The organism is Melaminivora jejuensis (assembly GCF_017811175.1).
Taxonomy (GTDB): domain Bacteria; phylum Pseudomonadota; class Gammaproteobacteria; order Burkholderiales; family Burkholderiaceae_C; genus Melaminivora; species Melaminivora jejuensis.
Map to the genome: position 1 here is coordinate 2,640,196 of NZ_JACWIJ010000002.1, position 12,619 is coordinate 2,652,814.

A 12,619-nucleotide genomic window follows, 5' to 3' on the forward strand; every position below is an offset into this window, starting at 1 on the left:
AAAAAAGTTCAAAGAGTCTTGCGCAGGCTGGCTGTCGGGATCTTCAGCGCCTCGCGGTATTTGGCCACCGTGCGGCGGGCGCACTCGATGCCCTGCTCCTTGAGCAAATCGGCGATCTTGCTGTCCGACAGGGGCTTGGCCGGGTCTTCGGCGGCAACGAACTGGCGGATCAGCGCCCGCACCGCCGTGCTCGATGCGTTGCCGCCGGTCTCCGTGCCCAGGCCGGAGCCGAAGAAATACTTCAGCTCGTAGGTGCCCTGCGGCGTGGCCATGTACTTGGCGGTGGTCACGCGCGAGATGGTGGACTCGTGCAGGCCCAGCTCTTCGGCGATGTCGCGCAGCACCAGCGGGCGCATGGCCAGCTCGCCATGCACGAAGAAATTCTTCTGCCGCTGCACGATGGCGTCGGACACGCGCAGGATGGTGTCAAAGCGCTGCTGCACGTTCTTGATGAACCAGCGCGCCTCCTGCAGCCGCGCCTGCAGCTGGGCATGGCCCTCGCTGCCCCGGTGGCCACGCAGCGCGCCGGCATACAGCTCGTGTACGCGCAGGCGCGGCATGACCTCGGGGTTGAGCTGCACGGCAAAGCGCTGCTGCGTGCCACTGCCGCTGCGCCGCACGATCACGTCGGGCACGACCACCAGGCGGCGCACGTCGGCAAAGCGCCGGCCCGGGTGCGGCTCCAGGGTGGCGATCAGGGCGATGGCGGTGCGCGTCTGCTCGTCGCTGGCCGCGCAGGTATGCGCCAGGCGGCGCACGTCGCGCCGCGCCAGCCACTCCAGCGGCTGGCGGCACACGGCCAGGGCCACGCGCACCAGTGCCGGCTCGGCGCTGCCCTCGCGCTCGCGCTCGCGCAGTTGCAGCGTCAGGCACTCGGCCAGGTCGCGTGCGCCCACGCCGGCGGGCTCCAGGCTCTGCAGCAAGCCCAGGGCAACGGTCAGGCGGTGCAGCACGTCCTCGCGCCGCTCGGGGTCGGGGTCGCCCGCCAGCAGGCTGTCGGCCAGCTCGGGCAGCGAGTCCGGCAGATAGCCGTCGTCATCGAGCGAGCCGATCAGCAGCGCCAGCGCCGCCGCGTCCTCGGGCGACAGGTGCAGCGCCAGCGCCTGGCGGCTCAGGTGCTCGGCCAGGGATTCGTGGCTGCTGGCCAACTCCAGGGCGTCGAACTCGCCTTCGGCATCGCTGGCGCCGCTGCGGCCCGGGCCGTCCAAGCCCCAGTCACTCTCGCCGGCGCCCTCGCCCTCCCACTCCAGGCGCTCGGGGGCATCGGGCAGCTCGGCGGTCTCGGGCGTGCTTGGCGCATCGGCGGCGTCGGCGCCATCCTCGGCGCTGCCGTGCTGGGACGCAGCCAGGGGCTCGGCAACTGGCCCGGGCGGGGCAGTCGCCTCGGCCTCGTCGTCGTGCTCCAGGAAGGGGTTGTCGGCCAGCATCTGCTCGACCTCCTGCGCCAGCTCCAGGGTGGACAGCTGCAGCAGCCGGATGGACTGCTGCAGCTGCGGCGTGAGCGCCAGTTGCTGGGAGACGCGCAGCGACAGCGCCGGGCGGCTCATCGCGCAAGGCCGCCGCAGGGCGCGAGCGGCACGATCGGCAGCAGGGCAAGGCGCACAGCAGTCATGGCGTGGCGCAAGGTCATGCTCACATGCGAAAGTGCTCGCCCAGGTATACCCGGCGCACTTCGGCGTTGTCCACGATCTCGGAGGGTGTGCCGCGTGCCAGCACGCTGCCCTCGCTGATGATGAAGGCGTGGTCGCAGATGCCCAGCGTCTCGCGCACGTTGTGATCGGTGATGAGCACGCCGATGCCGCGCGCCTTCAGAAAACCGATGATGCGCTGGATCTCGATCACAGCGATCGGGTCGATACCGGCAAAGGGCTCGTCCAGCAGGATGAAGCGCGGCTGGGTGGCCAGCGCCCGGGCAATCTCCACGCGCCGGCGCTCGCCGCCCGACAGGGCCGGCGCGGGCGACTCGCGCAGGTGCTCCACGCGCAGCTCCTGCAGCAGGCTGGTCAGGCGCTGCTCGATCTCGGCGCGTGGCAGGGGCCGGCCCTGCTCGTCCTTTTGCAGCTCCAGCACGGCGCGCACGTTGTCCTGCACGCTGAGCTTGCGGAAGATGGACGCTTCCTGCGGCAGATACGACAGGCCCAGGCGCGAGCGCCGGTGGATGGGCATGTCGGTCACGTCGTGGCCGTCGATGCCGATCTGGCCGCCATCGCAGCGCACCAGGCCGACGATCATGTAGAACGACGTGGTCTTGCCGGCGCCATTGGGGCCGAGCAGGCCGACCACCTCGCCCTTTTGCACGGACAGCGACACATCCTTGACCACCTGCCGGCCGCCGTAGCTCTTGCGCAGGTGGTGGGCCTGCAGGCAACTGGCCGCGTCGGCGCCACTGCCGACCGGGGGCGCTGCCGCCGGCTGCGCCATGCTCACGGCTTGCCGGCGCCCAGCTCGGGGCTGGGGCGCAGGGCGGGTGTGGCGGCGGGTGCCGGGGCGGGGCTGGCCGGCGCCGTCTCGCGCGGCGCCAGCACGGCGCGCACGCGCCCGCCCGGTGTGCCGCCGCTGCTGCCCTTGCCGGTCGGCGCTCCGCCCTCGACGGTGAACACGTCGGTGGCGTTGTTGTAGACGATGCGCGCGCCGGTCAGCTCGTCGCTGAGGGCGGCGGCGCGGTAGCGGCGCAGCTCGCCCCGGCGGATCAGGCGCACCACGTCGGCACGCCCGTCGTACTCGATGCGCTCGGCCTCGCCCTCGACGTATTCATCGGGCGCCCCCGGGGCGGTGTCGCGCTTTTGCCGGAAGAAGGCGCGCTGGTTGCCATCTGCCGTGATGACGCCGCTTTGGTAGCCATTGGCATCCTGGCGCACTTCCAGGCGCGCGCCGCGCAGCACGATGGAGCCCTTGGTCATGACCACGTGGCCGGTGAACACGGTGACTTGCTGCAGCTCGTCGTGGCGCAGCGCATCGGCCTCGATGTTCATGGGCTTGCTGCGGTCGGCCTTCTCGGCGTTGGCCAGCGGTGCCGCAGCCAGCAGCGCGGCGGCAAGCAAGGACAGGGCGAAGGGGTGAAGGGAGCGGATCTGCATGGGGCACGTTTCTTGCAAGGATTGTAGCGATGCACGTCGGCGCGCCCTTTGCGAGCCGGCTCAGCGCGAGAAAAGCCGTGCCAGCCAGCCTTTTTTCTGCATCCGCTGATTCAACTCGGGCAGCAACCGCTCGTAATCGCTGGCCTGCAGGGCCTGGGCCTTGGTCTGCGCCGCTGCTGCATCCGCGCCGCGTCCGGCCAGATAGCCCTTGACGCGCTCCTTGTAGTTGTGGTCTTCGGCACGGATGTGGCTGAACAGCCAGCGCGACAGGATGTCGTGCAACTCGCCGGCCACATCCTCGCCGCCATCGAAGCGGCCCTTGATCAGGGACACACGCCGGATGAACAGCGCATGGACTTTCTTGTGCAAGTCCAGGAACTCGTAGCCCGACTGCTCCAGCAATGCTTCCTCGAAAGCGAAGTGCGACTCGGTGTAGTCCACCACGTTGTGGATGATGGCTGCCAGGACACTGCGATCGGGGTTGTCCTTCTGGTCATACAGCGCATTGATGTACTCGACGATGCGCTGGTGCTGGCGGTCGATCTCGGCAATGCCGGTGTTCAGATCCGCCGTCCAGACGAGGTGGCTCATGTCTTTTTCCGCGCCTGGCCGACCAGGTGCTCGACCACGCGCAGCACGTTGTCCATGTTGCCGGCCATGGTGCCGTCGGTGTAGTAGCGCCCGGCCACGCCCATGGAGGGCACGCCCTCGACCTGGTAGTCGTTCTGCAGCTGGGTGGCCTTGCGGATCTGGTTGGCCACGGTGAACGAGGTATAGACCTCCTTGAACTTCTTGGCATCCACGCCCTGCTTGGCGATCCATTCGTAGATCAGCTCGTCCTTGTTCAGCGGCAGGCGCTCGACGTGGACGGCGCGAAAGACCTTGGTGTGCAGCTCGGGCAGCTTGCCCATGCCCTCCAGCGCGTAGTAGAGCTTTTGCTGCGGCACGAAGCTGGCGTTGAAGGCCACCGGCACGCGGCGGATGGCCAGGTTCTGCGGCGCATTCTTCTTCCAGGCTTCGAAGGTGGGCTCGAAGGTATTGCAGTGCGGGCAGCTGTACCAGAAGAACTCGATGACCTCGATCCTGTCGGCCGGCGCCTCGACAGGCGCGGCCTTGGACAGGCGCACATATTCCTTGCCCTCCTTGAACTGCTGCTGTGCCTGGGCTGTCGTGGGCATGACCAGCGGCAGTCCCAGGGCGGACAGGGCGAGCACCGAAGCGGTGGACGAGGAAAACTCACGGCGATTCATGGGCGGCTGCCTCCGATGGATTCAAGGGGATTCAAAGGTGAGGATGGACTGCCCGGCAGGGCGAAAGGTTCCAGCGTGCGTCCGCTGCGACTGGCGCGGCGCACTCAGCGCGGCACGCGCACCAGGGCCGAATCGACACCGGCGCCATCGAGCTTTTGCTTCAGTCCCTCGGCATCGTCGCGCTTGCCGAACGGCCCGATGCGCACGCGAAACACCGTGCGCCCGCTTTGCTCGCGCTCGCTCACGCGCGCTTCCCAGCCCAGCATGGCCAGCTTGGCGCGCTGCGCGTCGGCGTCCTGCTGGGTGCGGAACGCACCGGCCTGCACGAAATAGTCGAACGGATCGCTGCTGGACGCAGGGGCCGGCGCCGGCGCGGCATTGGCGCGCGCCCGGGCCAGGTCGCCCAGCGGATCGGCCGAGGTGGGTGGCGGCTGCGGGCGGCTGTCGGCGCTGCGCGCCGGCGGGGCCGCTGTATCGGGGACGTTGCCGACCACGGCAGGGGCCACGGGCTGGCTGGACGCGGACTCGGCGGGCGCTGCCGGGGTGGCCGGGGCTGGTGGCTGCGCCGGCCCGGCAGCGCTGTCGCCAGATGCTGGCCGCGCCGGGTTCTTGCCGTACAGCGGGGCGTTGGGATCCCAGTTCTTGTTGCGCTCGGCCTCGTCCTGCTCGGAGGCGCGCGGGCTGGCCTTGGTCAGGAAAGGCACGGGTACCTTGGTGACATAGACGGCCACGGCCAGCGCCGCCCCCAAGCCGAGGATGACGCCCAGGATCAGGCCAAGAATGGTGCCGCCGCGTTGCTGGTGTTTCATGACGGGGTTCGCCGCTTACATGCGCGCCGGGGCCGACACGCCCAGCACTGCCAGGCCATTGTGCAGCACCTGTGCGGTGGCAGCGACCAGCGCCAGACGGGCCAGCTTCACGCCCTCGTCATCGACCAGGATGCGCTCTGCGTCGTAGTAGCTGTGGTAGCTGGCGGCCAGCTCGCGCAGGTAGAAGGTCACGTCGTGCGGCGCATTGCCGGCTGCCGCCGCCGTGAGCATCTCGGGGTATCTGGCCAGCAGCAGCATCAGCGCCTGGGCCTGCGGGCCTTGCAGGGGCGACAGATCGACGCCCTGCAGCGCTGCCATGTCCCAATCCTCGCGCCAGCCGCGCAGCACCGAGCAGATGCGCGCATGGGCGTATTGCACGTAATAGACCGGGTTGTCGTTGTTCTGCGCCACCGCCAGATCGACATCGAAGGTGTATTCGGTATCGGGCTTGCGCGACAGCAGGAAGAAGCGCACGGCGTCGCGGCTGGTCCACTCGATCAGGTCGCGCAGCGTGACGTAGCTGCCCGCGCGCTTGCTGATCTTGACTTCCTCGCCGCCCTTGACCACGCGCACCATGGTGTGCAGCACGTAGTCCGGGTAGCCCTGGGGGATGCCCACGCCCGCCGCCTGCAGGCCGGCGCGCACGCGGGCGATGGTGCCGTGGTGATCCGTGCCCTGGATATTCACCGCACGGCCATAGCCACGCTGGAATTTCTGGATGTGGTAGGCCACGTCGGGCAGGAAGTAGGTGTAGCTGCCATCGGACTTGCGCATGACGCGATCCTTGTCGTCGCCAAAATCCGTCGTCCTGAGCCACAGCGCGCCGTCCTGCTCGTAGGTGTGGCCGCTGGCCACCAGGCGGCGCACGGTGTCCTCGACGTGCCCGCGCTCGTACAGGCTGGACTCCAGGTAGTACTGGTCGAACTTCAGCCCGAAGGCCTGCAAGTCCTTGTCCTGCTCATTGCGCAGATAGGCCACGGCGAACTGGCGCACGCCTTCGTAGTCCTGCACGTCGCCGCTGGCGGTGAACTCGCGGTCGTCGGCGCGCACCGTGGCACCGGCCAGGTAGGCATCGGCGATGTCCTGGATGTAGTCGCCGTTGTAGGCCGCCTCGGGCCAGCCGGCATCGCCGGGCTTGAGCCCTTCAGCGCGCAGCTGCGTGCTTTTGGTCAGCGTGTCGATCTGCACGCCGGCGTCGTTGTAATAGAACTCGCGGTGGACTTGCCAGCCCTGCGTGGCGTGCAGATGACTGATGGCGTCGCCAATGGCCGCCTGGCGGCCATGGCCGACGTGCAGCGGGCCGGTGGGGTTGGCCGAGACGAACTCGACGATGATTTTTTCGCCGCGCGCGCGCTGGACGCCGTAGCGCGCGCCCTGCGCCAGCACCTCGCGCACCACCTGTTGGTGGGCGGCCGGCTGCAGGCGCAGGTTCAGAAAGCCCGGCCCGGCGATTTCGATGGCCTGCACCCACTGCTGGAAGGCCGGCGTGGCGGCAAGCGCCGCCTTGAGCTGCTCGCCCAGCTGGCGCGGGTTCATCTTCAGCGGCTTGGCCAGCTGCATGGCCGCCGTGCAGGCCAGATCGCCGTGGGCGGCGACCTTGGGGTTTTCAAAGGCAGCACGCGCACCGGCGCCGGGTTGCAGTTTTTCCAGCTCGCCAGCCAGCGCCGCGAGCAATTCCTGTTTGACACTCAGCATGATGGGGCGGGATTCTACGGGTGCGCCCCCTGTTCCCCTGCCACGGGGGCGGCGCTATGCTGGCCAGGCTGCAGCGCCCGACTGCGGCCCGCCCACCCCTTCACCGGAGCACAGTTTCATGACACTGAAGAATCTGCTCACCTGCCTGGCGCTTGCCGCCCTGGCCCTGCCCTCGCTTGCCGCCCCGGCAGCAGGCGACTCCCCAGCCACGGCCCCGGCCCCGGCCCCGGCCTCGGCCCAGATCACCAAGGAGACCTGCCGCGCCCAGGCCAAGGAAAAGAACCTCAAGGGCGAGGAGCGCAAGGCCTTCATCAAGGAATGTCGCGGCACCGGCGCTGTCCAGGCCGACAAAAGTGCCAAGAGTGCCAAGGGCGGCCAGCAGACCCGCATGAAGACCTGCAACGCCGAGGCCAAGACCCAGCAGCTCAAGGGCGATGCACGCAAGGCCTTCATGAAGGAGTGCCTTTCCCACAAGCCGACCGCCTGACGCCATCCGGCTGCCCCCACAGCCCCGCACGCCGCCCGGCCTGCGGGGTTTTTCATGGCTGGCCGTTCAGCGCGTGCCCACGCCGCGCGCCAGGAACACGGCCAGCAGCGGCACCAGCACCATGATGTGCGCCGCCCACATGACCAGCCGGCGCGTGCCCTTGAGTGCTGCCGCATCGGGCAGCGCGCCGCCGGCGTCCAGCGCGCTGCGCCAGGCGCGGTAGCGCCGCGCCGCCGCCAGCGACAGCCCCAGCATGACCACCAGCAGCGTGATCTTGGCGTGCAGCAGCGGCTGCGCCCAGTACCAGCTGCTGCCCTTGACGCCCCAGGCGATGCGCGCCAGCCCGCTGGCCAGCACCAGCACGCCCGACACCAGGCTCAAGGCATTGACCCAGACCAGCCGGCGCACCACTGCCGGATTCACCCAGTCCGGGCGGCACAGCGCCGTCTCGCTGGTCATGAAGGTGGCCAGCATCAGAAAGGTCATGATGTGGGCGTAGGCGAGCAGAGCTTCGATGGTCATGGCAATCCTGGAGGGGCAAAAAAGGCGTGTACAGAGCGGGGAAAAGGGCCAGAGCCGGCCTCACGGTCACCCCGGCCCGCGCGACCAGAAGTCGCTGCGCGCGTAATGTTGCCTGAGCCACTCGATCCACAGCCGCACGCGCAGCGGCAGGTGCTTTCTCTGCGGAAAGACGGCGTAGATGCCATTGGGCGGCGCGGCAAAGTCCGCCAGCACCTCCACCAGGCGGCCAGCGGCGATCTCGGCCTCAACCTCCCAGGTGCTGCGCCAGGCGATGCCCCAGCCGCCCAGGCACCAGTCATGCAGCACCTGGCCGTCCGAGCAGTCCAGCGGCCCGCCGGGCTTGAAATGCACCACCTCGCTGCCATCGCCCTCCTGGCGCGGCAGGCGAAAGGCCCAGCCGCGCGTCTGCGAAGCGTCGCTGGACAGCGTCAGGCAGTCGTGCTGGCCCAGCTCGCCGGGGTGCTGCGGCGTGCCGCGCCGGCGCAGGTATTCGGGCGTGGCCACGCACAGGCGGCGGTTGTCAGCCAGGCGCACGCTGACCAGGGACGAGTCGGGCAGATCGCCCACGCGCACCGCGCAGTCGTAGCCCTCGCCAGCCAGATCGACCACCCGGTCGGACAGGTTCAGCGAGAGGGTCACCTCCGGGTGCAGGTCACGAAAACGCGGCACCAGGGGCGCGACGTGGCGCCGGCCAAAGCCCGCCGGCGCGGTGACGCGCAGGTGCCCGGTGGCCTTGACGCCGCCGGCGGACACGCTGGCCTCGGCGTTGGCCACGTCGGCCAGCAGGCGCTGGCAATCTTCCAGGAAGGCGCTGCCCTCGTGCGTGAGCGTGATGCGCCGCGTGGTGCGCACCAGCAGCTTGACGCCCAGGTACTCCTCCAGCGCGTCCAGGCGCCGGCCCATGATGGCCGGGGCCACCCCTTCGGCGCGCGCCGCCGCCGTCAGGCTGCCGCGCGTGGCGACGGAGACGAAGGACTCGAAGGCTTTGAGTTTGTCCATGAACAGGCAGAAAAACAGCCAGCTGACGGCGTTTCATGAATGAAATACGGCTCAAACCCTTGCCAGACAAGCGCTGACAGCTATGATTTTTGCACATCCTCAGCCGGCCAGACGGGTGGTGTACCCGCTTGGTGCGGCGGCGCAGTGTGGTTGATTTTTGCAAAAAAGTCATTAGTTAAAGCTTCTTACGGTTATTTATTAACCCAAACTATTGCAATACAGTTCTCCGCAAGGCTTCGCGCCCTCTGCGCCCTCCTCTGCTTTTCTCTCCTCCAACCGTCTCAACCGTTTCGTTTCAAGGGATCCGATCGACATGACCGCACGCACCAAAGTCCACGGCCTGCAGGTGGCCACCGAGCTGCACGATTTCATCAACAACGACGTCCTGCCCGGCACCGGCGTGGCGCCTGAAGCGTTCTGGCAAGGGTTCGACGCGCTGGTGGCCGACCTGGCGCCGCGCAACGCCGCCCTGCTGGCCGAGCGCGATCGGCTGCAAAAGGAGCTGGACACCTGGCACAAGGCCAACCCCGGCCCCATCAAGGACATGGCGGCCTACCGCAGCTTCCTGACGCAGATCGGCTACCTGGTCGAGCCGCCCAAGGACGCCCAGGCCACCACGGCCAACGTGGATGCGGAACTGGCGCAGCAGGCCGGCCCGCAGCTGGTCGTGCCCATCCTGAACGCCCGCTATGCGCTGAACGCCGCCAACGCGCGCTGGGGTTCGCTGTACGACGCGCTGTACGGCACCGATGTGATCGACGAGGCTGACGGCGCCGAGAAGGGCCGTGGCTACAACCCCAAGCGCGGCGAGAAGGTCATCGCCTTTGCCCGCAACTTCCTGGATCAGGCTGCGCCGCTGGCGCAGGGCTCGCACCAGGATGCGACCGGCTACAAGGTCGAGGGCGGCAAACTGGTGGTCAGCCTCAGGGACGGCGCCAGCACGGGCCTGAAGGACGCCGCGCAGTTCGTCGGCCACCAGGGCGATGCGGGCAACCCGTCGTCCGTGCTGCTGGTCAACAACGGCCTGCACATCGACATCCGCATCGATCGCAACACCCCCATCGGCAAGGGCGATGCCGCCGGCGTGTCCGACGTGGTGGTCGAGGCGGCGCTGTCCACCATCCTAGACCTGGAGGATTCGGTCGCCGCCGTGGACGCCGAGGACAAGACGCTGGGCTACCGCAACTGGCTGGGCATCCTGAAGGGCACGCTGACCGAGACCTTCCAGAAGGACGGCCAGCAGATGACGCGCGGCCTGAACGCGGATCGTGAATACACCGGCGCCAATGGCCAGCCGCTGAAGCTGCATGGCCGCTCGCTGATGTTCCTGCGCAACGTCGGTCACCTGATGACCAACCCGGCCATCCTGTGGGGCGCCGAGGGCCGGGAAATCCCCGAGGGCATCATGGACGCCATGGTCACCACAGCCATTGCCATCCACGACCTCAAGGGCCACGGGGCGGGCGGCCTGCGCAACTCGCGCACCGGCAGCGTCTATATCGTCAAGCCCAAGATGCACGGCCCGGCGGAAGTGGCCTTTGCCAACGAGCTGTTCGGCCGTGTCGAGCAGGCGCTGGGCCTGCCGGAGAACACGGTGAAGCTGGGCATCATGGACGAGGAGCGCCGCACCTCGGTCAACCTCAAGGCCTGCATTGCCGCCGCGCCGGCGCGCGTGGCCTTCATCAACACGGGCTTTCTGGATCGCACCGGCGACGAGATGCACTCGGCCATGCAGGCCGGCCCCATGATCCGCAAGGGCGACATGAAGGCCAGCGCCTGGATCCAGGCCTACGAGAAGAACAACGTGCTGGTCGGCCTGTCGTGCGGCCTGGCCGGCCGCGCCCAGATCGGCAAGGGCATGTGGGCCATGCCGGATCTGATGCGCGCCATGTTGGAGCAAAAGATCGCCCATCCCAAGGCCGGCGCCAACACCGCCTGGGTGCCCAGCCCGACGGGCGCCACGCTGCACGCGCTGCACTACCACCAGGTCAAGGTGGCCGACGTGCAGGCCGAGCTGCTCAAGGTGGACGCAGACGCCGAGCGCGACAACCTGCTCACCGGCCTGCTCACCGTGCCCGTATCCAGCAACCCCAACTGGTCGGACGAGGAAAAGCAGCAGGAGCTGGACAACAACATCCAGGGCATCCTGGGCTACGTGGTGCGCTGGATCGACCAGGGCGTGGGCTGCTCCAAGGTGCCCGACATCAACGACGTGGGCCTGATGGAAGACCGCGCCACGCTGCGGATTTCGAGCCAGCACGTGGCCAACTGGCTCTTGCATGGCATCGTGACCGAGGGCCAGGTGCGCGCCACCTTCGAGCGCATGGCCGCCAAGGTGGATCAGCAAAACGGCGGCGACCCGCTGTACCAGCGGATGCACGGGCGCTTTGCCGAGTCCGCCGCCTACCAGGCCGCGTGCGATCTGGTCTTCAAGGGCGTGGAGCAGCCCAGCGGCTACACCGAGCCGCTGCTGCACGCCTGGCGCCTGAAGGTGAAATCCGGTGAAGCCAAGCGTTGATACCCTGGTGAGCTACTGAAAACATAGCTTGCAGCGCTTGACTGACGGGCGCTGCGGGCAGTTTTCATCCATGCAAATGGCACAGACGGCACCTGCGGGTGCCGTTTTTCCTGCCCTCTACACTGCCGGCCATGTCTGCCTCTGCTGCGCCCGCACCCGATGCCACCTGCTGCCCCTTATGCGGCCAGCCCAACACCTGCGCCATCACCGCCGGCCTGCCGGCGCAAGGCTGCTGGTGCATGAGCGCCCCGGTGTCGCGCGCCGCGCTGGCGCGGCTGGCGCCCGAGCAGCGTGGCCGGGCCTGCATCTGTCCGGCCTGCGCCCAGGGGGCTGCTGCGCCAGTGGCCGATAAGATCGGCCCGGCCCCGCCTCCGCCCTCATCCGCCCCCTGATCCCCGCCCGACCATGTGCCAGCTCCTCGGCATGAACGCCAACACGCCCACGGACGTGACCTTCAGTTTCACCGGCTTCGCCCAGCGCGCCGGGGGTACGGCCGATCACACCGACGGCTGGGGCATCGCCTTTTTCGAGGGGCGCGGTGTGCGCCACTTCGTCGATCACCAGCGCGCCATCGACTCGCCCGTGGCCGAGCTGATACGCCGCTACCCCATCAAGAGCTGCAACGTCATCGCTCACATCCGCAAGGCCACTCAAGGAGCCGTGAGCCTGGAGAACTGCCACCCCTACGTGCGCGAGCTGTGGGGCAGCTACTGGGTCTTTGCCCACAACGGCGATCTGAAGGACTTCCGCCCGCGCCTGCACGGGCACTTCCGCCCGGTGGGCAGCACGGACAGCGAACACGCCTTCTGCTGGATCATGCAGGAGCTGGCCAAGAGCCACGCCAGCCTGCCGCCGGTGCAGGAGCTGACGCTGACGCTGCGCGACCTGGCCGCGCGCATTGCGCCGCACGGCACCTTCAACTTCCTGCTGTCCAACGGCCACGCCCTGTGGGCGCACGCCAGCACACACCTGCACTGGATAGAGCGCCGCCACCCGTTCGCTGTAGCACGGCTGGCCGATGAGGACTTGCAGGTGGACTTTGCCCCGCTGACCACGCCGCAGGACTGCGTGGCCGTCATCGCCACCGCGCCCCTGACCAGCAACGAGCAGTGGACGGCGTTTGCGCCGGGGGAGCTGGCCGTGTTCGTGCAGGGGCGGCGGCTACCTGCCGCAGCCTGACTGCTAGACTGAATCGTTTTGTCACGAAGCCTGGAGCGCCTGAGAGCACGCCGGCCCATGCCGCCCGCCTGAGCCAGGCCTCA

13 protein-coding genes are annotated in these 12,619 nt (G+C 68.4%); 4 read left to right on the forward strand and 9 right to left on the reverse strand.

Going from position 1 to position 12,619, the window contains the following annotated elements; translation table 11 throughout:
- Window positions 1-8: 8 nt before the first annotated feature.
- The 7 genes from IDM45_RS12430 to argS form a co-directional block, all read right to left on the reverse strand.
- Complete coding sequence (locus IDM45_RS12430; protein WP_209423117.1) at window positions 9-1,547, reverse strand: RNA polymerase factor sigma-54; 1,539 nt, start codon at window positions 1,545-1,547, stop codon at window positions 9-11.
- Between the two features lie 85 nt (window positions 1,548-1,632).
- Window positions 1,633-2,421, reverse strand: coding sequence for an LPS export ABC transporter ATP-binding protein (lptB, locus tag IDM45_RS12435; protein ID WP_209424113.1), 789 nt, complete (start codon window positions 2,419-2,421; stop codon window positions 1,633-1,635).
- A 2-nt stretch (window positions 2,422-2,423) separates the two neighbouring features.
- Complete coding sequence (gene lptA / locus IDM45_RS12440; RefSeq protein WP_209423118.1) at window positions 2,424-3,077, reverse strand: lipopolysaccharide transport periplasmic protein LptA; 654 nt, start codon at window positions 3,075-3,077, stop codon at window positions 2,424-2,426.
- A 60-nt stretch (window positions 3,078-3,137) separates the two neighbouring features.
- A complete protein-coding gene (locus IDM45_RS12445; protein WP_209423119.1) occupies window positions 3,138-3,668 on the reverse strand; it encodes a bacteriohemerythrin in 531 nt (176 codons plus the stop codon).
- On the reverse strand, window positions 3,665-4,327 hold the full coding sequence (locus IDM45_RS12450; RefSeq protein ID WP_209423120.1) for a thiol:disulfide interchange protein DsbA/DsbL: 663 nt from the start codon (window positions 4,325-4,327) through the stop codon (window positions 3,665-3,667). The genes IDM45_RS12445 and IDM45_RS12450 overlap by 4 nt, the downstream gene beginning before the upstream one ends.
- Window positions 4,328-4,431: 104 nt before the next feature.
- Window positions 4,432-5,136, reverse strand: coding sequence for an SPOR domain-containing protein (locus IDM45_RS12455; protein WP_209423121.1), 705 nt, complete (start codon window positions 5,134-5,136; stop codon window positions 4,432-4,434).
- Between the two features lie 15 nt (window positions 5,137-5,151).
- Window positions 5,152-6,831: an arginine--tRNA ligase gene (argS, locus tag IDM45_RS12460; protein ID WP_209423122.1), complete on the reverse strand. Its 1,680-nt coding sequence runs from the start codon at window positions 6,829-6,831 to the stop codon at window positions 5,152-5,154.
- Between the two features lie 118 nt (window positions 6,832-6,949).
- Here argS and IDM45_RS12465 point away from each other — a divergent pair, with 118 nt between their 5' ends.
- Window positions 6,950-7,318 (forward strand): PsiF family protein, encoded by a 369-nt coding sequence (locus IDM45_RS12465; protein ID WP_408631664.1) that lies wholly within the window; start codon window positions 6,950-6,952, stop codon window positions 7,316-7,318.
- 66 nt (window positions 7,319-7,384) lie between these two features.
- Here IDM45_RS12465 and IDM45_RS12470 read toward each other — a convergent pair whose 3' ends face one another.
- Window positions 7,385-7,840: a DUF2214 family protein gene (locus tag IDM45_RS12470; protein ID WP_209423123.1), complete on the reverse strand. Its 456-nt coding sequence runs from the start codon at window positions 7,838-7,840 to the stop codon at window positions 7,385-7,387.
- A gap of 66 nt (window positions 7,841-7,906) precedes the next feature.
- Window positions 7,907-8,839 carry a LysR family transcriptional regulator gene (locus tag IDM45_RS12475; RefSeq protein ID WP_209423124.1) on the reverse strand — a complete coding sequence of 311 codons (933 nt, stop codon included), beginning with the start codon at window positions 8,837-8,839 and terminating at the stop codon, window positions 7,907-7,909.
- A gap of 313 nt (window positions 8,840-9,152) precedes the next feature.
- Here IDM45_RS12475 and IDM45_RS12480 point away from each other — a divergent pair, with 313 nt between their 5' ends.
- The 3 genes from IDM45_RS12480 to IDM45_RS12490 all read left to right on the forward strand — a co-directional run bounded on the left by IDM45_RS12480 (window position 9,153) and on the right by IDM45_RS12490 (window position 12,536).
- Window positions 9,153-11,357, forward strand: coding sequence for a malate synthase G (locus IDM45_RS12480; protein ID WP_209423125.1), 2,205 nt, complete (start codon window positions 9,153-9,155; stop codon window positions 11,355-11,357).
- 131 nt (window positions 11,358-11,488) lie between these two features.
- Window positions 11,489-11,749 (forward strand): cysteine-rich CWC family protein, encoded by a 261-nt coding sequence (locus tag IDM45_RS12485; RefSeq protein WP_209423126.1) that lies wholly within the window; start codon window positions 11,489-11,491, stop codon window positions 11,747-11,749.
- A gap of 13 nt (window positions 11,750-11,762) precedes the next feature.
- Entirely contained in the window at window positions 11,763-12,536 is a 774-nt protein-coding gene (locus IDM45_RS12490; RefSeq protein ID WP_209423127.1) for a class II glutamine amidotransferase, read from the forward strand.
- Window positions 12,537-12,619: the final 83 nt, after the last annotated feature.